At 74.6% G+C, this 20,736-nt stretch carries 19 protein-coding genes and 1 tRNA gene; 10 read left to right on the top strand and 10 right to left on the bottom strand.

All coding sequences use genetic code 11. The annotated features are described in order from the left end of the window. Positions 1-18: 18 nt before the first annotated feature. From WJX68_RS20680 to WJX68_RS20660, 5 genes are all read right to left on the bottom strand, one after another. Positions 19-1,488 carry a peptidoglycan D,D-transpeptidase FtsI family protein gene (locus WJX68_RS20680; RefSeq protein WP_340293567.1) on the bottom strand — a complete coding sequence of 490 codons (1,470 nt, stop codon included), beginning with the start codon at positions 1,486-1,488 and terminating at the stop codon, positions 19-21. Next, positions 1,485-2,936 (bottom strand): FtsW/RodA/SpoVE family cell cycle protein, encoded by a 1,452-nt coding sequence (locus WJX68_RS20675; protein ID WP_340293565.1) that lies wholly within the window; start codon positions 2,934-2,936, stop codon positions 1,485-1,487. Before WJX68_RS20675 ends, WJX68_RS20680 begins: the two co-directional genes overlap by 4 nt. Continuing rightward, positions 2,936-4,279, bottom strand: coding sequence for a PP2C family protein-serine/threonine phosphatase (locus tag WJX68_RS20670; protein WP_340293562.1), 1,344 nt, complete (start codon positions 4,277-4,279; stop codon positions 2,936-2,938). Before WJX68_RS20670 ends, WJX68_RS20675 begins: the two co-directional genes overlap by 1 nt. A 134-nt stretch (positions 4,280-4,413) precedes the next feature. Further along, complete coding sequence (locus WJX68_RS20665; RefSeq protein ID WP_340293560.1) at positions 4,414-4,884, bottom strand: FHA domain-containing protein FhaB/FipA; 471 nt, start codon at positions 4,882-4,884, stop codon at positions 4,414-4,416. 94 nt (positions 4,885-4,978) lie between these two features. Further along, positions 4,979-6,268 carry a DUF3662 and FHA domain-containing protein gene (locus WJX68_RS20660; protein WP_340293557.1) on the bottom strand — a complete coding sequence of 430 codons (1,290 nt, stop codon included), beginning with the start codon at positions 6,266-6,268 and terminating at the stop codon, positions 4,979-4,981. Positions 6,269-6,521: 253 nt separating this feature from the next. Here WJX68_RS20660 and WJX68_RS20655 point away from each other — a divergent pair. Further along, positions 6,522-6,604: transfer RNA gene (locus tag WJX68_RS20655), tRNA-Leu, on the top strand. Between the two features lie 141 nt (positions 6,605-6,745). Here WJX68_RS20655 and WJX68_RS20650 read toward each other — a convergent pair. Continuing rightward, positions 6,746-7,372: a nucleoside/nucleotide kinase family protein gene (locus tag WJX68_RS20650; RefSeq protein ID WP_340293554.1), complete on the bottom strand. Its 627-nt coding sequence runs from the start codon at positions 7,370-7,372 to the stop codon at positions 6,746-6,748. Positions 7,373-7,421: 49 nt separating this feature from the next. Between WJX68_RS20650 and WJX68_RS20645 the strand changes: the two genes are divergently transcribed. The 5 genes from WJX68_RS20645 to WJX68_RS20625 are packed head-to-tail and all read left to right on the top strand — an operon-like array spanning position 7,422 to position 11,337. Beyond that, positions 7,422-8,204 carry an IclR family transcriptional regulator gene (locus WJX68_RS20645; RefSeq protein WP_340293551.1) on the top strand — a complete coding sequence of 261 codons (783 nt, stop codon included), beginning with the start codon at positions 7,422-7,424 and terminating at the stop codon, positions 8,202-8,204. Between the two features lie 18 nt (positions 8,205-8,222). After that, the gene (locus tag WJX68_RS20640) at positions 8,223-9,002 is read left to right on the top strand and encodes an enoyl-CoA hydratase/isomerase family protein (protein ID WP_340293548.1); all 780 of its coding nucleotides are present in this window, start codon (positions 8,223-8,225) and stop codon (positions 9,000-9,002) included. Between the two features lie 60 nt (positions 9,003-9,062). Beyond that, positions 9,063-10,184, top strand: coding sequence for a 5-methyltetrahydropteroyltriglutamate--homocysteine S-methyltransferase (locus WJX68_RS20635; RefSeq protein WP_340293546.1), 1,122 nt, complete (start codon positions 9,063-9,065; stop codon positions 10,182-10,184). 39 nt (positions 10,185-10,223) lie between these two features. Then, positions 10,224-10,574: a TfoX/Sxy family protein gene (locus WJX68_RS20630; protein ID WP_340293543.1), complete on the top strand. Its 351-nt coding sequence runs from the start codon at positions 10,224-10,226 to the stop codon at positions 10,572-10,574. Between the two features lie 10 nt (positions 10,575-10,584). Beyond that, positions 10,585-11,337: a class I SAM-dependent methyltransferase gene (locus WJX68_RS20625; RefSeq protein WP_340293541.1), complete on the top strand. Its 753-nt coding sequence runs from the start codon at positions 10,585-10,587 to the stop codon at positions 11,335-11,337. An 809-nt stretch (positions 11,338-12,146) separates the two neighbouring features. On the opposite strand, the gene WJX68_RS20620 is transcribed toward WJX68_RS20625, so the two are convergent. The 3 genes from WJX68_RS20620 to WJX68_RS20610 all read right to left on the bottom strand — a co-directional run bounded on the left by WJX68_RS20620 (position 12,147) and on the right by WJX68_RS20610 (position 15,073). Next, complete coding sequence (locus WJX68_RS20620) at positions 12,147-12,863, bottom strand: iron-sulfur cluster assembly protein (RefSeq protein ID WP_340293538.1); 717 nt, start codon at positions 12,861-12,863, stop codon at positions 12,147-12,149. 35 nt (positions 12,864-12,898) lie between these two features. Continuing rightward, entirely contained in the window at positions 12,899-13,966 is a 1,068-nt protein-coding gene (locus WJX68_RS20615; protein ID WP_340293535.1) for an amidohydrolase family protein, read from the bottom strand. 78 nt (positions 13,967-14,044) lie between these two features. After that, positions 14,045-15,073, bottom strand: coding sequence for an NAD(P)-dependent alcohol dehydrogenase (locus tag WJX68_RS20610; RefSeq protein ID WP_340293533.1), 1,029 nt, complete (start codon positions 15,071-15,073; stop codon positions 14,045-14,047). Between the two features lie 209 nt (positions 15,074-15,282). Between WJX68_RS20610 and WJX68_RS20605 the strand changes: the two genes are divergently transcribed. Genes WJX68_RS20605 through WJX68_RS20595 form a run of 3 tightly spaced genes read left to right on the top strand, consistent with a single transcriptional unit; the run spans position 15,283 to position 17,872 of the window. After that, a complete protein-coding gene (locus WJX68_RS20605; protein ID WP_340293530.1) occupies positions 15,283-15,738 on the top strand; it encodes a DUF4442 domain-containing protein in 456 nt (151 codons plus the stop codon). Positions 15,739-15,764: 26 nt separating this feature from the next. After that, positions 15,765-16,424, top strand: coding sequence for an NAD(P)H-binding protein (locus WJX68_RS20600; RefSeq protein WP_340293529.1), 660 nt, complete (start codon positions 15,765-15,767; stop codon positions 16,422-16,424). Positions 16,425-16,468: 44 nt separating this feature from the next. Beyond that, positions 16,469-17,872: a dihydrolipoyl dehydrogenase family protein gene (locus WJX68_RS20595; RefSeq protein ID WP_340293527.1), complete on the top strand. Its 1,404-nt coding sequence runs from the start codon at positions 16,469-16,471 to the stop codon at positions 17,870-17,872. A 9-nt stretch (positions 17,873-17,881) separates the two neighbouring features. On the opposite strand, the gene WJX68_RS20590 is transcribed toward WJX68_RS20595, so the two are convergent. After that, positions 17,882-18,769: a DUF6474 family protein gene (locus WJX68_RS20590; protein WP_340293524.1), complete on the bottom strand. Its 888-nt coding sequence runs from the start codon at positions 18,767-18,769 to the stop codon at positions 17,882-17,884. Between the two features lie 155 nt (positions 18,770-18,924). Here WJX68_RS20590 and WJX68_RS20585 point away from each other — a divergent pair, with 155 nt between their 5' ends. Further along, positions 18,925-20,721 carry a TM0106 family RecB-like putative nuclease gene (locus tag WJX68_RS20585; RefSeq protein WP_340293522.1) on the top strand — a complete coding sequence of 599 codons (1,797 nt, stop codon included), beginning with the start codon at positions 18,925-18,927 and terminating at the stop codon, positions 20,719-20,721. Positions 20,722-20,736: the final 15 nt, after the last annotated feature.

The following is a 20,736-nucleotide window of genomic DNA, read 5'->3' as shown; positions in this document are numbered from 1 at the left end:
GGGCCGGGTCCCGGGGGCTCACTGGGCGTCCCGCAGCGCCTCGGCGATGACGGCGCGCCCGATCGGCGCCGCGACGGAGCCGCCGGTCGCCTCCAGGGCGCGGTCGCCGCCGTTCTCGACGAGCACGGCCACCGCGACGGTCGGGTTCTGAGCCGGGGCGAACGCCACGTACCAGGCGTGCGGCGGGGTGTTCTTCGGGTCGGTGCCGTGCTCGGCGGTGCCGGTCTTCGACGCGATCTGGACGCCGGTGATCTTGCCGCCGCCCGACGTCCGGTCCTCCGAGCCGATCATGAGGTCGGTCATGGTGCGGGCCACGTCGGCCGGCATCGAGCGGGCCATCCGGTCCGGCTCGGTGGTGTCGACGACGTCGAGGGTCTGGCTCTGCACCTCCTTGACCAGGTACGGGGCCATCGTCTGGCCGCCGTTCGCGATCGAGGCGCCGATCATCGCGAGCTGCATCGGGGTGAGCCGCACGTCGCGCTGGCCGATCGCCGACTGCTGCGTCGACGGGGTGTCCGACATCGGGCCGACCTGCGAGGCGGTGACCGGCATCGGGATCTGCAGGTCGGTGCGGCCGATGCCGAACGCCTCGGCCTGCGCCCGCAGCTTGTCCGGGCCGAGCTCACCGCCGAGCTGGGCGAACGCGGTGTTGCAGGAGCGGGCCAGTGCCTCGCGCAGCGACGCCGTCGCGCCGCCGCCGCAGGCCGACCCGTTGTAGTTCTCCAGGGTGGTCGTGGAGTCGGCCAGCTGGATGTTGCGGGCGGCGGTGAGCTGGCTGTCGGGGGTGTAGCCGTTCTGCAGCGCCGCGGCCGTGGTGACCAGCTTGAACGTCGACCCGGGCGGCTCGATCTCGTTGATCGCCCGGTTGGTCAGCGGGTTGGGGTCCTCGCCGTTGTAGCGCTTCCAGGCGTCCTGCTGGCGGGCCGCGTCGGGCGCGGCCAGCGGGTTCGGGTCGTAGGACGGCGTGGAGGCCATCCCCAGGATCTCGCCGGTCTGCGGCCGCAGCGCGACGACGGCGCCCGTGTAGCCGCGGGAGGCCAGGCCGTCGTAGGCGACGCGCTGCACCTCGGGGTCGACGGTGGTAACGACGTTGCCGCCGGCCGGGTCGCGCCCGGTGATCAGGTCCGACAGCCGGCGGACGAACAGCCGGTCGTCGGTGCCGTTGAGGACCTCGTCGGCGGAGCGCTCGAGCGCGCTCTTGCCGTAGACGGTCGACAGGAAGCCGGTGATCGGCGCGAACGCCGGCCCGTCGGGGTACTGGCGGGCGAAGCGCAGCCGGCCGTCGGTCTCCACGCTCTGCGCGAGCACCTGGTTGCCGGCGACGATCTGGCCGCGCTGGCGGGAGTACTCGTCGATCTGCGACCGCTGGTTGCGGGTGTCGTCGCGGTACTGCCCGGCCATCACCACCTGCACGTAGGTGATGTTGCCGAGCAGGATGACGATCATCACCATCACGGCGAGGGCGACGCGGCGGACCGGGCGGTTCACGGGTCACTCCTCTCGGCGGCGGTGGCCCCGGGGCGCTGGACCAGCTCGGTGCTGGCCTCGGCGATGGGGGCGCGCTGGGGCGCGGGGCGGGTGGGCAGCGGCGCCCGGGCGACGTGCGAGATCCGCAGCAGGACGGCCACCAGCACGTAGTTCGCCAGCAGCGAGGACCCACCGTAGGACAGGAACGGCAGCGTCAGGCCGGTCAGCGGGATCAGCTTCGTCACGCCGCCGATGACCACGAAGATCTGCAGCGCGACCGAGAACGACAGCCCGGTCGCGAGCAGCTTGCCGTAGGAGTCGCGCACGGCCAGCGCCGAGCGCAGCCCCCGGGTGATCAGCACCAGGTAGACGAGCAGGATCGCGGCCAGCCCGATCAGGCCGAGCTCCTCGCCGAGCGAGGAGAAGATGAAGTCCGACTCGGCGAAGGGCACCAGGTTCGGCTGGCCGGCACCCAGGCCGGTGCCGCCGACGCCGCCGGTGCCCAGCCCGAACAGGGCCTGGGCCAGCTGGAACCCGCCGCCCTCGTAGTCGGCGAACGGGTCCAGCCAGATGGCGACACGGGTCTGGACGTGGCCGAACAGGTTGTACGCGACGACCGCGCCGACCGCGAACGCCGACAGCCCGATCACCAGCCAGGACACCCGCTCGGTCGCGGTGTAGAGCAGCACCAGGACCAGCCCGAAGATCAGCAGCGAGCTGCCGAGGTCGCGCTGCAGGACCAGCACGCCGACCGAGAGCCCCCAGGCGACGAGCAGCGGGGCGAGGTCGCGGGCGCGCGGCAGCTCCATGCCCAGGAAGCGCCGGCCCGCCGTGGAGAGCAGGTTGCGCTTCTGGACCAGGTACGCCGCGAAGAAGATGATCAGCAGGATCTTGGAGAACTCACCGGGCTGGATGCCGGGGCCGCCGGGGATCCGGATCCACAGCTTCGCGCCGTTTACCTCGGAGATCGACGACGGCAGGAACGCCGGGATCGCCAGGAAGACGAGCCCGACGAAGCCCGCGGTGTAGCCGTAGCGGGCCAGCGTGCGGTGGTCGCGCACGAAGAACAGCACCAGCGCGAACAGCGCGAGGCCGGCGACGGTCCAGGTGATCTGGGCGCCGATCAGCCCCGAGCCGACCTCGCGGCCGAGCAGCTCGTTGCGGGCGGCCCGGGCCAGGTCCAGCCGGTGGATCATGACCAGGCCGATGCCGTTGAGCAGCGCCACCGACGGCAGGATCAGCGGGTCGGCGTAGGGCGCGAGGAACCGCACCGCCACGTGCGCGCCCGCGAACAGCACCAGGTAGGCGAGACCGACCCAGAGCAGGTCGGTCGTCAGGGACTGCTCCTGGTTCGCCTCCACCAGCACCAGCGCACCGGTGGTCAGGACGGCGGCGAGCGCGAGCATCATCAGCTCGATGCCGCGTCCGGTGGGTGTGGTCGGCTCCGTGCCGGAGCCCGCCGTCGCCATCAGCCGTCGAGCCGGCAGTTCCGGCCCGGGTCGGGGGTGACGGTCGGCAGCGGTGTCGTGGTCACCGGCGGGGCGCCCGGCACCTGCACGACGGCCGGCGGCGCCTGCGGCGGGTTCAGTGTCGAGCAGAGCGGCAGCATCCGGTCCCGGAGCCGGTCGAGCGTCTCGCGGGCGCCGGTGTCGCCGTCGTCGGACACGATCCCGTCGGAGACCTGGGTCCGTACCGACTGCGGGAGGTCGTCGAGGTCGATGTCGGTGCGCTCGGCGACCCGCTGCAGCGGGATCCCGAGCACGTTGCCGCGCACGCCCTGGTAGATCGCGACCTGGTTCTGGTCGACGCCGACGTAGTACTGCTGCAGCACCAGCGCCCGGGCGACGAACACCCCGGCCGCGAGCACGACGAGCACGCCCAGCAGCGCGAGCACCGGCTTGAGGCCGCGCCGGCGTCGCGGCACGTCCTCGGCGGCCGGCTCCAGGCGGACCGGCTCGGTGCGCGGCAGGGTGGTCGCCGCGGCGCGCTGCGCCGAGGAGTGCGGGGTCCGCTCGTCGTGGCGGTAGTCGCCGTCGCCGGCGCGCGGGTTGCGGCCCGCCGAGCCGCCGATGATCGGGGCGTCGTCGGCGTAGTCGACGTCCACCACGTCCGCGACGATGCAGGTGATGTTGTCCGGGCCGCCGCCGCGCAGCGCCAGCTCGATCATCCGGTCGGCGCACTCGCGCGGGTCCGGGTAGTCCTCCAGCGTGTGGTGCAGCGTCTCGTCGCTGACCGGGCCGGACAGGCCGTCGGAGCACAGCAGGAAGCGGTCACCGGCGCGGGCCTCGCGGATGGACAGCGACGGGTCGACGTCCTGGCCGGTGATGGCGCGCAGCAGCAGCGACCGCTGCGGGTGCGTGTGCGCCTCCTCCTCGGTGATCCGGCCCTCGTCGATCAGCGACTGGACGAACGTGTCGTCCTTCGTGATCTGGGTGAACTCGCCGTCGCGCAGCAGGTAGCAGCGCGAGTCGCCGACGTGGACCATGCCCAGCCGGGAGCCCGCGAACAGGATCGCGGTCAGCGTGGTCCCCATGCCCTCGAGGTCGGGGGCGTCGGCGACGTGGCGGGAGATCGCCTCGTTGCCGTCGTGGGTCGCGTCGCGGAGCTCGGCGAGCAGGTCGTCGCCCGGCACGTCGTCGTCGAGCGGGGCCAGCGCGGAGATGACCAGGGACGAGGCGACCTCGCCCGCGGCGTGACCGCCCATGCCGTCGGCGAGGGCGAGCAGGCGGGGGCCGGCGTAGACGGCGTCCTGGTTGTTCTGCCGGACGAGTCCGCGGTCACTGCGGGCCGAATAGCGCAGCACCAGTGTCACGGGGCGGCTCCGGCTTCGGTCGGGGCACGTCGGGGTGATCGGGAACCGCGGGGCCGGTCGGACGGCCGCGGCACCGGGGGAGCGGTTGGTCGCGGCGTGTTCACGGTCGGTACCTCATGGTCGCTCCGTGCCCGTCACGATCGCAGCTCGATCACCGTCTTGCCGATGCGGACCGGTGTCCCCAGGGGGACCCGGGTGGGCCCGGTGACCTTATTACGTTCGAGATAGGTGCCGTTCGTCGACCCGAGATCCTCGACGTACCAGTCGTCGCCCTGCTGCGCGATGCGCGCGTGGCGGGTCGAGGCGTAGTCGTCGTCGAGCTTGAGGGTCGAGTCGTCCGCGCGGCCGATCAGGATCGGCCGGGAGTCGAGGGTGATGCGGCTGCCGGCCAGCGGGCCCTGGGTGACGAGCAGCTGGCGGGCGACCTTGCCGCGACCGCCGCCGCGGACCTTGGCGGCACGCCCGCCGGCCCGGCCGGGAGCGGAGGCCCGCAGGCCGGACGCGGCGTAGAGGTCGGAGCGGACCACCTGGAGCGCGAGCAGGACGAACAACCACAGGAGGGCCAGGAAGCCGCCCCGGGTCAGTTGCAGTACCAGTTCCGGCACGTCGTCCGTTCGCCCTTCTCGTATCGCACGCCGCCCGCCCGCCCGGTGCTGGACCGGGCGGGCGGCGACGTACCGCTGTCGCTGCGCGGGTGGATCAGCCCTGGGTCCGGAAGACCAGGCTGGAGTGACCCACGCGGATCACGTCGCCGTCGGTCAGCTGGCAGGACTGCACCGGCGAGTTGTTCACCGTGGTGCCGTTGGTCGAGCCCAGGTCGTTCAGGGTCGCGACCTGGCCGTCCCAGGTGACCTCCAGGTGACGGCGCGAGACGCCGGTGTCCGGGAGGCGGAACTGCGAGTCCTGGCCGCGGCCGATGACGTGGGTGCCCTCGGCGAGCTGGTAGTTGCGGTTGGACCCGTCGTCGAGGATCAGCATGGCGGTCAGCTGCGCCGGAGCGCCCCAGCCGCCCTGGCCGCCGTAACCCTGGCCGTCGTAGCCCTGGTCGTAGCCGCCCTGCTGGTAGCCCTGCTGCTGGCCGTAGCCCTGCTGCTGGCCGTAGCCGCCGTCGTAGCCCTGCTCGTAGCCGCCCTGCTGGGGGTAGCCGGGCTGCGCGTAGCCCTGCTGGCCGTAGCCGGCCTGGGGCTGGCCGTAGCCGTCGTAGCCCTGCTCGTACCCCTGCTGGGGGTAGCCGCCGGGCTGCTGGCCGTAGCCCTGCTGGGGCTGGCCGTACTGGTCGTACCCGCCCTGCTGGTAGCCCTGCTGCTGGCCGTAGCCCTGCTGGCCGTACTGGTCGTACCCGGGCTGCTGCTGGCCGTAGCCCTGCTGGGGCTGCCCGTACTGGTCGTAGCCGGCCTGGCCGTAGCCGCCCTGCTGCCCGTACTGGTCGTACCCGCCCTGCTGCTGGCCGTAGCCCTGCTCCTGGTCGTACCCCTGAGGCGCGTAGGTCTGCTGGCCACGCGCGCCGGGGGCGCCCCGGTCGTATCCGTACTGCCCGTTCTCCTCGGGGTGGCCCGGTTGCTGGCTCATGGGTGCTTCTCCTGCGGTGCGTGCTCGGTTGGCGGCCCGACGGGAAGCGTCGGGGTCGACAGCGGAGCGGGTGCGGAATTGTCCCGTGTGCAGCGCCTCGGAGCGCTCCAGGAAGACTACGACCTCACCGTAGGTGTCCCAGCCCTGGTCGGTGAGTTCCTTCGCCACGTGCGACGAGAGGGATGCGACCACCCCGTCCTCGTCGCCCGCCATCCGGTCGAGATCGCTGGGGCTGAGCAGCACGGTGTACCGGTTGGGCGCCAGCAGGCGACCTCCGGCGAGCTGCTCGACGTTGTCCTCGGCTTCCCTCAGCAGTGCCTGTGCGACTTCCTGTGGGACGACACTGCCTCCGAAGACCCGCGCGAAGGCGTCGCCCACGAACCCCTGAAGTCGGCGCTCGAAGCGGTCCACGCGGCCCAAGTGATCTCCTCCATCCGCATCGGCGTGTCGGTGATGTGCGTCCGATCGTATCTGTGTTATCCGGCGGGTCCTGCGGGGCCCGACGGAAGCGGGCGACCGGCCCCGCCCCGTCACCGGCGCGCACCCCTCCGATGTACCCGTGCCGGCGCGACGGCGCATCCCCGGGCCGCGGCGGCCGGACCTGCACCGTGGCGCGCGGGGGACCCCCCTGTGAACGGCTGCCGGGTGGGGTGCTAACTTTCTCCCGTCGCTCGGGCGAGTGGCGGAATGGCAGACGCGCACGGTTCAGGTCCGTGTGTCCGAAAGGACGTGGGGGTTCAACTCCCCCCTCGCCCACAACCTCCCCTCAGAGGGATTGTCCCTCTCCGGCGGTCACGACCGCCATCGCGAGATCTGTTCCGGGTGTCACCCGATCCGGTCTCGCGTTTCTCTTTCCCGGGTTCTCGTCACGATCCGTCGCCGACCGCGGTGCGCCGATCAGGCGTCCCGCAGCGCCGGACGGTCGGGATGATCGGCCATGACGAGCACGTCGGCGTACCCACCGGGGTCGCCCTCGCGCTCGTAGCGGGCGTACGCGGGTGCCGTCCACTCCTCCCCGGCGGGCAGCAGCCGGCGCAGCGCGGCCCCGCCGACGCGCAGGTGCACCGTCAGCTCGGCGGCCAGCCCGCGGCCGAGCAGCCGCCCGCCCGCGAGCAGGACGACCCCGTCCGGCCCGAGCGGGACCGGCTCGTCGCGGAACGCGCGGTCGCGTGCGAGGTCGCGCAGCCGGGGCAGGACCAGGCCGCTGCCGCCGGGGCCCATCGGCGCGAGCACCTCGCGGCGCAGGGCCGGCTCGTCGAGCCAGCCGTCGAGGAACATGTCCGGGTCGTGACGGCCCTGCTCCAGGCGGACCGACGCCGGCCGCAGGAAGTCGTCGGCGTGCACGGCGAGCGCGTCGCGGCCGCGGGCGCGCAGCAGGTCGGCGGCGGCGCGGGCCAGCTCCAGCGGCGCGGCGGGCGGGGCGCCGTCGACGAGGACCCGCACCCGCCCGGCCGGCGACCCGGCCCGCCCGGCGAGGTGCGCGGCCAGTCCCGGCCGGTCGACCGGGCGGAAGCCCCCCGCCATCGCGTCCTCCTCCTGGCGTGCCGCCGTCGGTGACCGCGACACTAGGGGGATGGTCGGCGAGGGCGCGGGGACGGTGCTGCGCCGCGGCCTGCGGGTGCTCGAGGCCGTCGGCGAGGCCGGGGACGGGGTGAGCGCCAAGGCGCTGGCCCGGCGGCTCGACCTGCCGCTGCCGACGACCTACCGGCTGCTCGCGACGCTGGTCGAGGAGGGCTACCTCGTGCGGCTGCACGCCGAGCGCGGCTACGGGCTCGGCTACCGGCTCGTCGGGCTGTACCGGGGGATGACCGACCCGATCGTGCCGTCCGCGCCCGCCCGCGAGGTGCTCGCCGAGCTGCACACGACCGTCGGGGCGGCGGCGGTGCTGGCCGTGCTGCGCTCCGACGACGTCGTCGTCGCCCACACCGAGACGTGCGCGGCGCACCCCGGCCCGGGCGCCGCCGTCGGGGAGCCGCTGCCCGCGCACGCGACGGCGCCGGGCAAGGCGCTGCTCGCCGGACTGGAGGGCGGGCGGCTCGCCGACGTCCTCGGCGTCGGGCACGGTCCGCTCGCCCCGCTGACCCCGCACACGCTCACCGACCGGCGCCTGCTCGACCGGGACCTGCTGCGGGTCCGGTCGGCGGGAGTCGCGGTCGAGGTGGAGGAGCACGCGCGCGGCCGGGCGGGGCTGGCCGTCGCGGTGCCGCACCCGGCGGGGGCCGCCGCGCTGGCCGTCGTCGTGAGCCGGGCGGACTTCACCGGGCGCCGCTGGGAGCTGGAACGGGCGGTCCGCGAGGCCGCGGTGCCGCTGGCCCGCCACCTCGCCGCCGCACCGGGGGTCGCCGCGTCGGGCTGACCCGGCCAGGATGGGCCGATGGCCGACGGGGTGCGCTACGAGCGCGACGGACACGTCGTGACGATCACCTACGACCGTCCCGCGAAGCGGAACGCGATCGACGGCGACATGCGCCGCGCGATCAACGCCGCCTGGGACCGCTTCCGCGGCGACGACGAGGCGTGGGTCGCGATCGTCACCGGCGCGGGGAAGGCGTTCTGCGCGGGCGCGGACATGGGATCCACCACCGGCAACCCGGCGGGCGACTTCCCCGGCAGCTTCTTCGAGCGGCCCACGGTCAACTCGCTGGAGAGCGGCTGGGAGATCTTCAAGCCGATCGTCGCCGCCGTGAACGGGCCGGCCGTCGGTTACGGGGTCACGCTGCTGACCTGGTGCGACTTCGTGATCGCCTCGGAGGAGGCCACGTTCTCCTTCCCGGAGGCCCGGCTCGGCGTGCCGACGATCGTCGGGGCGCTGCGGCTGCCGCGGATGATCGACCGGCAGTACGCGATGGAGCTGCTGCTGACCGGCGAGACGATCGACGCGCGCCGGGCGCACGAGATCGGCCTGGCCGGCTGGGTCGTCCCGCACGACGGGCTGATGGACGCCGCCCGCGACCTCGCCCGCCGGCTCACCGCGGGCGCCCCGCTCGCCCAGCGCGCGATCAAGGAGATGGCGGTGCGGGGCCCGGAGATGGGCGGCACCGAGGCGATCCGGTTCGGGGAGACGCTGCGCCGGGTCGTCGCGGCCACCGAGGACGCCGCCGAGGGGGCCGCCGCGGCGCGGGAGAGGCGCGACCCGCACTGGCGTGCGCGATAGGTCTCCCATTTCCCGGAAGTGATGTCGGCGGCCATGCGCACCCGGCGATACGTTCGGCCGATGGCGACCCGCACCGCACCCCCGTTCCGCGCCGACCACGTCGGCTCGCTGCTGCGCCCGCCCGCCCTGCTCGCCGCGCGGGAGCGGCACGCCGCGGGCGAGCTCGACGACGCCGGCCTGCGCGCCGCCGAGGACGCCGCGGTCGCCGACGTCGTCGCGCTCCAGGAGTCGGTCGGGCTGCGCTCGGCCACCGACGGCGAGTTCCGCCGCACGTCGTGGCACATGGACTTCATCTACGCACTCGGCGGGGTCTCGAAGACCTCCGGTCGGGTCGAGGTCGCCATGCGCAACGCGTCCGGGCAGAACAACTTCACCTCCGCCGGGATGGCCGTCGACGGGCGGGTGCACCTCGCCGAGCCCGTCTTCGGCTCCGCCTTCGCCTACCTGGCCTCGCAGGTCACGAGGGCGACGCCGAAGCTCACCGTCCCCTCGCCGAGCATGGTCTACGCCCGCGGCGGCCGGGCCGTGATCTCCGCCGACGTCTACTCCGACATCGAGGAGTTCTGGTCCGACCTGTCCGGCGCCTACGCCGACCAGCTGCGGGCGGTGTACGACCTCGGCTGCCGCTACCTGCAGCTCGACGACACCGCGCTGGCCTACCTCAACGACCCCGCGCACCGCGAGCAGCTCGCGGCCAAGGGCGACGACCCCGACACCCAGCACCTGCGCTACATCCGCCAGATCAACGCCGCGATCGCGGACCGGCCGTCGGACATGGCCGTCACGACCCACATGTGCCGGGGCAACTACCGGTCGTCCTGGGCGGCGGAGGGCGGCTACGACCACATCGCCGAGGCCCTGTTCGGCGGCCTGGACGTGGACGGGTTCTTCTGCGAGTTCGACGACGAGCGCTCCGGCACGTTCGCCCCGCTGCGGTTCGTGCCGGAGGGCAAGCAGGTCGTCCTCGGCCTGGTCACGACCAAGACCGGCGCGCTGGAGGACCGCGACGTGCTGCGGCGCCGGATCGACGAGGCCGCGGCGTACGTGCCGCTGGAGCAGCTCTGCCTGTCCCCGCAGTGCGGGTTCTCCTCGACCGTCGAGGGCAACGAGCTGACCGTCGACGACCAGAAGCGCAAGCTGGAGCTGATCGTCTCGGTGGCCGAGGACGTCTGGGGCCGCTGAGCGGCGCGCGGGTCCGTGGCGGGGGTCCATACTGCGGCGGTGGCCCACGACGAGGCGCTCGCCGCCCGGATCCGCAGCCGGCTCGACGGCGCGGCGGAGCGACGCATGTTCGGCGGGCTCGCGTTCCTGGTCGACGGCCACATGACGATCACGGTCAGCGGGTCCGGCGGGATCATGGTGCGGGTCGTCCCGGACCGGGCGGCGGAGCTGCTGACCCGGCCGGGCGCGTCGCGGATGGTGATGAACGGCCGCGAGCTCGACGGCTGGCTGCGCGTCGTCGGCGGCCCCGGCGAGCAGGCCGACGAGCTGGACGGCGAGGCGCTCGACGGCTGGGTGGCCGAGGCCGTCGCGGTCGTCGCCACCCTGCCGCCGAGGACCGGGTCCCGCTAGCGTCGCGCGGGTGAGCACCCCCGCCGCGTCCCCGCTGTTCGACCGCGTCCTGGCCGGTGCCGGGCCGGGCGCCCGGCTGCTCGACGTCGGCTGCGGCGTGGGCAGGCTGCTCGCCGACGCGGCGGCCGCCGGGCTCGCGGTGACCGGCGTCGACGTCGAACGGCGCCTCCTGGCCGCGGCCGAGCGTGCCGTCCCGGGCGCGGACCTGCGCGTCGCCGACGCCCACGAGCTGCCCTTCGACGGCGGCACCTTCGACGTCGTGACGCTGGTCCAGGTGCTGGAGCACCTCACGAACCCGGTGCTCGCGCTGCGCGAGGCCGGCCGGGTCTGCGTCGCCGACGGCCGGGTGCGGGCGACCGTCTGGGGCACCCCCGACGAGTGCGACGCCGCCGTGATCGGCGCCGCGCTGGCCCCGCTGACCGGGGCCGCACCCGCGCCGCCGCAGAACAACCCCGGCCCGGACCGCAGCGGCGTCGGCGCACCGGCGCTCACCGACCCCGCCCGCCTGACGCAGCTCGCGGGGCTCGCCGGGCTGACGGTCCGCGAGATCGCGGTGGTGCGCGTCCCGGTGGTGCACGAGGACCCCGACGACCTCGTCGCCGGGGTGCTCGCCTCGGGCCCCGGCCGGCACGCCGCCCGCGCGGCCGGTCCCGGCGCCGTCCGGGAGGCGCTGCTGGGCGCCCTGGAGCCCTTCCGTGACGGCGACGCGTACCGCCTCGTCGACACCGTCCGGGTCCTCGACGCCGCACCACCCCCGCGCTGACCCGCCGGACTCCACCGCGCCGCCCCGCGCCCCGTCCGCCCCGCCCCGTCCGCCCCGCCCGTCGTGCGTCGTCCCGCCGCCCGCTGTGCCGCCGCCCGCTGTACCGCCGCGCGCCTGCGGCACATGCCGATCCGCGGGGCCGCACTCCGCACGCGGTGATCCGCGGTTCGCGCGCTGATCCGCTGTTCGCTCGTGCTGTTTCGCGCGCGAGCGGCAACGGTGCGCGCGGGCATCGAAGTCGCGCGCGAGCCGCTGTGGCGTTCGCGTCGTGCTCCGCGGGCGGTCGGTCCGGGGGCCGGCCGCTGTCCGCACGCGGTGATCCGCGGTTCGCGTGCTGATCCGCTGTTCGCTCGTGCTGTTTCGCGCGCGAGCGGGAAGGTTGCGCGCGGGCGGGAAGGTTGCGCGCGGGCGGGAAGGTTGCGCGCGGGCGCCGATGTCGCGAGCGAGGAGCGGTGACGTTCACGTGGTGATCGCGCTGCGTCGCCCTCGGGTACGGAGCCGGCGACGGGCATCGAGGCCCGTGCGTACGGACCAGGTCGGCACCGGAGTCCGCGCGCAGGTTCTGCGTCCGCTCGCGCCGTGTCGCGTGCGAACGCCGCGGCTGCGCGGGTCCGGAGCCCGCGCGCGGACGCGGCGGACACGCGTGTGCTCCGGCTGACGCGCGCGACCGCCGACCGCCCGGGCACGGAGGAGCTGCGCGGGCTCGCAGGTCGCCGGCGGTCCTCGACGGTGGCGCCACCCCGCCCGACGGCCCGGACGCAGGCGGGCCGCGCCCCCGGCGGAGGGGCGCGGCCCGGTCGTGCGGTGGTTCAGCGGCCGGCGGTCGCCGCCGTCCGGCCGGTCTCGTAGCGGATCTTCAGCAGGCCCTTGCAGTACTCGCCGTTGGTCTCGATGCCGACCCGCTGCAGCCGCGCGCGGCGCAGGTGCAGCGGCACCTGCTCGACGGTCACCGCCGTGCCGTCGCCGTGCACGAGCAGCGGCGCGTCGTCACCGGCCGGCAGGCCGATGGCCTCCCGGCGCCGTCGCATCCGCGTCAGCTCCTCGGTGTCGGCCTCGGTCCCGGCCAGCTCGCCGAGCGTCAGCCCGGCCAGCTCGTCGGGCCCGCGACCGGCGTCGACGAGCGGACGGGCCACCCGGTCCTGGCCGGCCAGCGCGGCCTTCGCCAGGAAGGTGTGGCGCAGCTCGTCCAGCTCCGCCGCGGCCTCACCGTTGATCGAGCCCTCGAAGGACTTGACGAACCCGGCGTGCGCCGCGACCCCACCGTTGATCTCCTCGGCGGCGTGGTGGTCGGCCAGCGTCACCTGTGCCCTGCTCACTCCCGGTACCGCGGTCACCGCGTCGTAGGCGTCGGCGACCATCAGGAACGAGAAGTTCGGGGCACAGAAGAACGTCGGCAGCCGGAGCCCGACGGTGACGGTGTGGCCACCGGAACCGTCGGGCGAGACGGTGCACGACTCGACGAAGTCGAGATCGGTGATGGGCTCGTCCAGCTCCGGGTCGAGCACCGTCCCCAGCGCGGACCACACGGCCTGCCGGAGGGGACTCTCCGCAGGCCGCGCGGTCACGCCTGCGCCCCGGCCTTGCCGTCGACGAGCTCCTCGCCCGGAGCCATCGCCTCGTCGGCGGTGGTGTCGGGCAGGCGGCACTCGGCGGGCACGTCGAGGTCGTAGAGCTTCGCGGCGTTGAGCCCGAGGATCTTCTTCTTCGACGCGGTGGTGAGCCGCGGGTAGTCGGCGAACTGGTCGTCGTCGGGCATCTGCCAGTCGACCAGGCCCTCGACCTGCCACTTCGGCGTCCAGATGTTGTAGTCCGAGCCGAAGGTCATCTTGTCCTCGCCGACCCAGAACAGCAGCTCGCCCATGACCTTGGCGAAGAACTTCGGGCGGGCGTGCATGAGGCCGCCGACGACGACCGACAGGCCGGCGTAGACGTTGGGCTCCTGCACCGCCATGAAGCAGAAGTCCTCGATGCGGGGCAGGCCCACGTGCTCGACGATGAAGTTCAGGTTCTGGAAGTCGGTCGCGGCGTGGTCGACGTCGGCGACGTCGAACGCGTCCTTGTCCAGCGGCCAGATGGTCGGGCCCTTGTGGACGTGGACGTTCTTGATGCCGAGCTCCTCGGCCCGCTTGAGGAAGCGGTAGCACTCGGGGTCGGTCAGCTTGAAGCCGCGCGAGTCGCCGTTCCACTCCGCGGTGTAGAGCTTCACGCCCTTGTGCTTGTACTTGGCGCAGTCGGCCTCGAACTGCTCCATGCCGGCCTGGCCGTCGCGCGGGTCGAACCGCCCGTTGACGATGATCCGGTCGCCGTACTTCTCCAGCAGCGCCGCGTTCTGGTCGGCGGTGTTGAAGCCGTTCTTGTACCACTCCTTGAGGTACGTCGACTGGAAGACCGAGTAGTCGACGTGGCCCTCCACGAAGACGTCGCGCTCGAAGTCGTCCTGGGAGACCTTGAGGTAGTGCTCCCAGTCCCAGTGGGTCTCGGGCGGGCCGAGCTGGTGGTAGCCGTAGAAGCAGTCGATCCAGCCCTTGGCGTACTGCTCGCGGCCCTCGACCCAGTTCTCGCGGGACGCGTCCCAGAAGTGGCTGTGGGAGTCGACGATGAAGTACTTCTCGCCGTCCTTCTCGTACATGTGGTTCCTCCTGCGTCAGCGTCTCTGCTGATCGGTGGTGGGTCAGGGAAAGAACGTTCGTCTTGTACGTATGTCCGTCTAGGGGACGAGGATCGCCCGGCCGCGCACCTTGCCCGCGTCCAGGTCGTGCAGGGCGTCGAGCGCCTGGTCGAGCTTGTACTGCACGGTGTGCAGCGTGACCTTGCCCGCCTGGGCCAGGACCATGAGCTCGGCGAGGTCGTTGTAGGTCCCGACGATGTTGCCGATGATGTTCTTCTCGCCGGCGACGAAGTCGAGCGTGGGGGCGGAGAGGTTGCCGCCGTACCCGAGGACGAAGTTGTAGCCGGCCGGGCCGGTCATCGCCCAGGCGTCGTTCTCCGCGCCCTGCTCGGCCACGAAGTCGAAGACCACGGTCGCGCCGCCGCCGGTGAGCTCCTGCACGGCCTCGACCTGGTTGCCGTCGGCGACGACGGTCTCCTCCGCACCGATCTGCTTCGCCAGCGCGAGGGCGTCCGGGTTCTTGTCGACGACGATGATCTTGGTCGCGGTCAGCGCCGCGAGGGCCTGGATGCCGATGTGGCCCAGCCCGCCCGCACCCTGCACGACCGCGGTGGTGCCCGGGTAGAGGAAGGGCACCGCCTTGCGCACCGCGTGGTACGCGGTGATGCCCGCGTCGGCGAGCGCCGCCACGTCGGCCGGGTTGGTGTCGGGGTTCAGCTTCACGCAGGACCGGGCGGTGGTGCGCAGGTACTCGGCCATGCCGCCGTCGTTGTTCGACAGGCCGGGGAAGAAGGCGTCCCCGGTGCACTGCATGTCGCGGCCGTAGCGGCACATGGTGCAGAGCCCGCAGGACGGCTGCGGGTGCAGGATGACGGTGTCGCCGACCTTCACGTTGGTGACGCCGTCGCCGACCGCGTGCACCCAGCCCGCGTTCTCGTGGCCGATGACGTAGGGCAGGTCGGGGTTCTGGATGTCGGCCCAGTCGCCGTCGATGATGTGGAGGTCGGTGCGGCAGACGCCGGCACCGCCGATCTTCACGATGACGTCGAGCGGTCCCTGGATCGTCGGTTCCTCGATGTCGTCGATCGAGGGATCCTGCTTGTACGCGTGCACCCGCACGGCCTTCACCGGCGTACCTCCTGACGGCGGACGCGCGGCGGTGCGCGTCGGGTCCTGTGGTGGGCGGCAGGCACGTGACCGGGGTCTCTGTGTCTGCTGTCACTCCGATCTCAACCCCGTTGTGCACGACGGACAAGGGGGTTCGTTCTCGCTCGGCGAGAATCCACGCGAAACGGGCACGGCTTCCGTCCACGGTTACCGGCGAGTAGCCTGCGGGCATGGCTGACGACGTGAGCTGGGTGGCCGACGCGATGACCGCCGCCGTGCCGTGGGTGAGCACCGCCGGGATCACCTTCGGCGCGATCACCTCCGACCGGGTGGAGGCGTTCCTCCCCGACCGGTCCGACCAGCACAACCACGTCGGCGGCCCGCACGCCGCGGTCATGTTCGGCCTGGGCGAGACGGCCTCCGGCGCGGTCGGGCTGGCCGCGTTCGCCGCCGCCGGGGACCGTGCCGTGCCGCTCGTCGTCCGCTCCGAGATCCGCTACCTCAAGCTCGCGAAGGGCGACCTGCGGGCCGAGGCCGTGCTGACCCGCCCGGCCGCCGAGGTCCTCGCCGAGCTCGACGACGGCCGTCGCCCCGAGTTCGGCGTCGACGTCGCGATCACCGACGCCGACGGCGTGCAGACCGGGGCGATGACGATCGTCTGGACGCTCAAGCCGAACAGGCGCTGAACCCCCGTCCGGCCTAGCCTCGGCGCATGGACGTGGTGATCGCCGGAGGCCACGGACAGATCGCGCTGCGACTGTCCACACTGCTCACCGGACAGGGGCACACCGTGCGCTCGCTGTTCCGCAACCCCGACCACCGCGAGGACGTGGCGGCGACCGGCGCGACGCCCGTCGTCGCCGACCTCGAGGAGGTCGGTGCCGAGGAGCTGGCGACCCACCTGAGCGGCGCGGACGCCGTCGTCTTCGCGGCGGGCGCCGGTCCGGACAGCGGGGCCGCGCGCAAGGAGACCGTCGACCGCGACGGCGCCACCCTGCTCGCCGACGCCGCCGCGGCCGCCGGGGTCCGCCGCTACGTGCTGATCTCCTCGACCGGGGTGGACGCCGAGCCCGACCCGGAGCGCGGCGAGGTGTGGGCCGCCTACATCCGGGCGAAGAAGGCCGCCGAGGAGGCGATCCGCGCCGACCGGCGCCTGGACGCGACGATCCTGCGTCCCGGCCGGCTCACCGACGGCCCCGGCACCGGGCGCGTCACGCTCGCGCCGCCGCCCGTCGAGTACGGCGAGGTCACCCGCGACGACTCCGCCGCCGCCGTCGCCGCGCTGCTGACCGCGCCCGGGACCGCGGGCACCACGCTGGAGCTGCGCGCGGGTGACACCGAGCTGGGTGACGCGGTCGCGGCACTCGGCTGACCGGGGCTGACATGACCCCGGCCTCCTGCGGGAAGGTCGGTGTCATGAGCGAGCACAGCTACGACGTCGTGGTGATCGGAGCGGGCCCGGTCGGTGAGAACGCCGCGGGCTACGCGGTGGACGCCGGCCTCTCCGCGGCGCTGGTGGAGGCCGAGCTGCTCGGCGGGGAGTGCTCGTACTGGGCGTGCATCCCGTCGAAGGCGCTGCTGCGCACCCCGCAGGCCGTCGCCGACGCCCGGCGGCTGCCCGGGGTCACCGCCGAGTTCGACGTGCAGCAGGTCCTCGACCGGCGCACCTCGTTCACCTCCGGCTGGGACGACAGCGGCCAGGTCGCGTGGGCCGAGGGCGCCGGCGCCGCGGTCCTGCGCGGGCGCGGACGCCTCGCCGGGGAGAAGCGGGTGGTGGTGACCGCGGACGACGGCACCGAGACCGTCGTGACCGCGAACCGGGCCGTCGTCGTCGCCACCGGCAGCGTGCCGGTGGTCCCGCCGGTCGAGGGCCTCGACACCGTCGAGTACTGGGGGTCGCGCGAGGCGACCTCGGCGACGGAGGTCTCGGCGCGGCTCGGCGTGCTCGGCGGGGGCGTCGTCGGCTGCGAGATGGCGCTCGCCCACGCCCGCCTCGGCGCGCGGGTCACCCTGCTCCACCACGGTGACCGCGTCCTGCCGTCCGCGGAGCCGCAGGCCTCCGAGCGGGTCGCGGACGGGTTGCGCGAGGCGGGGGTGGACCTGCGGCTGTCCACCGGGGTCGACCGGGTGAGCCGCTCCGGCGACGCGACGCTGCTGCACCTGGGCGAGGAGACCGTCGAGGTGGACCGGCTGCTGGTGGCGACCGGGCGCCGTCCGGCCACCGACGGCCTGGACCTCGCGAGCGTGGGGGTCACCACCGGGCGGCGCGGCGAGATCGTCGTGGACGAGTCCGGGCTCGCCGCGGGGGACTGGCTCTACGCCGTGGGCGACGTCAACGGCCGCGCCCCGCTGACCCACCAGGGCAAGTACCAGGCCCGGATCGCCGCGCACGCGATCGCCGCCCGCGCGGCCGGGCGGGCGCTGCAGGACGGCGCGTGGGGCGAGGACGCCGCGACGGCCGACCACCGCGCCGTCACCCAGGTCGTGTTCACCGACCCCGAGGTCGCGTGGGTCGGACTCACCACCGCCGCGGCCCGGCGCGCGGGCCGCGACGTGCGGGTCGTCGACATCGACATCGCCGTCGCCGGGTCCTCGCTCACCGCGGACGGCTGGTCGGGCCGCGTCGTCGCGGTGGTCGACCCGGAGCGGGAGGTGCTGCTCGGCGCGACGTTCGTCGGCCCGGGGGTGGCGGAGCTGCTGCACGCCGCGACGGTCGCCGTCGTCGGCGAGGTGCCGCTGGCCCGGCTGTGGCACGCCGTGCCCGCGTTCCCCACGATCAGCGAGGTGTGGCTGCGGGTGCTGGAGAGCTACCGGGCGTAGCGCGGTCGCTCAGGAACGGACGCCCAGGTGGTCGAGCAGCTGCACCTCGACGCGGTCCAGGTCGTGCGAGACGGTCCGGAAGGCGGCCTTGCGGCGCGCCGCCGGCATGTTCTCCGCGGCCCGGACGGCGGCCGCCAGGTCGTGCAGGCGCGGCTCGGTCTCGTCGGCGAAGCGCTTGGCGGCCGGGTCGCGGTCGACCGTGCCGTCCTCGCGCAGCTCGCCCAGGGTGCGGGCGATGCGCGACATCCGCGCGTGCAGCCGCCCGCCGGGGCCGGAGTAGCCGCCCAGCTCGTCGGGGGACACACCCAGCCGGCGGGACCGGCGGTCGTCGAGGCGGTGGCGCAGCGACCCGGCCGCGGCCATCGCGTAGGGCGCCAGCAGGGGCGCGAGGACCTTGGCGATGCCCAGGTAGCGCTGCACCTTCTTGGCGTTCCACTCGCGGGCCGCGCGGTCGCGCTCGGCCTCCTTCGCGGCGCGGACCTCGCTCTTGAGCCGGCCCTTCTCCGCGACCCGGGCCGCCTTCGCCTCGGCCTTGCGGGCGCCGGCGTCGGCCTTCGCGGCGGCGCGGGCGACCTTGCGGTCCGCCGAGCGGGCCTTGAGGTCGGCCGAGCTGAGCAGCGCGCTCGCGCTCGCGGCGCCCTCGCCGACGGCGCGGCGGGTGGTGCGGGCGGCCTTCTTCCCGGCCCGGTCGGCGCGGCGGGTGGCGCTCTCGGCCCTCCGGCGGGCCTTCACCGCGCGCCGGTGCAGCCGGTCCGCGGCCTTGTCGGCGGTGTCGCGGGTGTACTCGAAGGTCTGAACCGCGGCCGACTGCACCCGTTCCGACGCGTCGACCGCCGCCTCCCTGGTCGCCGCCGCGGCGCGCTCGCCCGCGCTCGGCTTCCTGCGCAGCAGTCCCATGTCGTGTCCTCCCGGGTCGGCTCGGCCGATGATCGCCGTGTCGACGCAGCCTAGGGCCCGCGCGGGGGCACGTGCAGGACCGACACCACCCGGCCGGGCGACGGGGGATCACGCGGATCCGGTCCTGTCGGTACCGGTCTCTACCCTCGGGGACCGTGAGCACCTCGACCGGACCCCGGACCGCACCGCGCGTCCTGCTGGACGCGGCGGCGCTGAGCGGGTGCCGCCGTCGGGTGCACCTGGACCACGACCCGGGCGCGTCCGGGTCGCCGCGGGCGCTGCCGGACCCGGCGATCGAGCAGCGCCGGGCCGACGCCGCCGCGCACCGCGCGCGGATCGGCGACCTGCTGGCCGCGACCTGGGGCGCGGACTGGGCGAGCACCTGGCCCGGTGGTGCGTCCGGCCCGGCCGCCACGGTCGCGGCCCCGGGCGCCGCGGTGCCGCCGGAGGCCGCCGCGGCCGACGGCGAGGTGTCCGGCCCGCCCGCCGGGTCCCGCGCCGCGCGGGCGGCCCGCACGGCCGAGCTCGTCGCCGCCGGTGCCCCGCTGGTGTGGGGCGCGGTGCTGCCGCTGGACGGCGACCGGCGCGGCACCGCCGAGCTGCTCATCCGCACGCCGGCGGGCGGCTACGTCCCGCTGCTGGTGGTGCGCCGGCGCGTCACCGACCCGGGCGAGGGGGCGCGCACCACGGCCGTCGGCGACCCGTGGCCGCAGCGGGCCCGCCCGGACCCGGACCGCAAGGTCCGCGCGCAGCCGCGCGACCTGCTCGCGCTCGCCCAGCTCACCCGGCTGCTCGAGGCCGCGGGCTGGGCGCCGCCCGCGTCGGCGCCCCGCCTGGGCGGGGTGATCGGGCTGGACGCCGACGTCGTCGTCTGGCACGACCTGCGGGCCGGGCACTGGCCCGGTGGGCGCGACACCCTGCAGGAGTACGACGCGCGCTTCGCCGACCGGGCCGCCGTCGCGCGGGCCGCGGCGGCGGGCGGGCCCGCGCTGGCGGCGCCGTCGCGGATCACCGAGTGCCGCCGCTGCCCGTGGTGGCCGACCTGCGAGGCGGAGCTGGAGCAGGTCGACGACGTCAGCCTCGTCGCCCACGGCGAGACGGCGCGGCTGCTGCGCGAGTCCGGCGTCGGCACCGTCGCCGGGCTGGCCGCGCTGGACCCGGCCGCGCCGCCGGCCGAGCTGACCGGGTCGCTGCCCGGCCCGCCGTTCGCCGACCTCGTCGCGCTGGCCCGGGCGCGGCGGCACGGCCTCGCCGTCGCGCGGCGGGTGCCGCGGGTGCCGGTCCCGCGGGCCGACGTCGAGGTCGACGTCGACATGGAGAGCTTCGGCGAGTCCGGCGCCTACCTGTGGGGCGCGCTGCTGTCGCTGCCCGGCGGGGCCCGCGACGGCGATCCCGAGCCCGGCTACCGGGCGTTCGCCACCTGGGACCCGCTGCCCACCCGCGACGAGGGCCGCTCGTTCGGCGAGTTCTGGACGTGGTTCACCGGGGTGCGGGCCGCCGCGCTGGCGTCGGGCCGCACCTTCGCCGCGTACTGCTACAACGAGCAGGCCGAGAACCGCTGGATGATCGCCTCGGCGCAGCGCTTCGCCGGGATGCCCGGCGTGCCGGCCGAGGCCGAGGTGCGCGAGTTCGTCGCCGACCCGTGCTGGGTGGACCTCTACGGCGTCGTGTCCACCTGGTTCCTGTGCGCCCAGGGCAAGGGGCTGAAGAAGATCGCCCCGGCCGCCGGCTTCTCCTGGCGCGACCCGGAGGCCGGCGGGGAGAACTCGATGCGCTGGTACCGCGACGCCGTCGCGCTCGACGGCGGCGAGCCCGACCCGGTGCAGCGCGAGCGGCTGCTCGGCTACAACACCGACGACGTGCTGGCCACCCGCGCGCTGCGCGAGTGGATGTCCTCGGAGCGGGTGCTGTCGGTGCCGCTGGTGACCGAGCTGCGCGATCCCGCCGGGTGAGGCGCGCCGTGTGAG

The sequence above is a fragment of the Pseudonocardia spirodelae genome, from assembly GCF_037727765.1.
Classification (GTDB): domain Bacteria; phylum Actinomycetota; class Actinomycetes; order Mycobacteriales; family Pseudonocardiaceae; genus Pseudonocardia; species Pseudonocardia spirodelae.
Note: the sequence above shows the minus strand (reverse complement) of the source record. Positions and strands in the feature narration are given on the sequence as shown.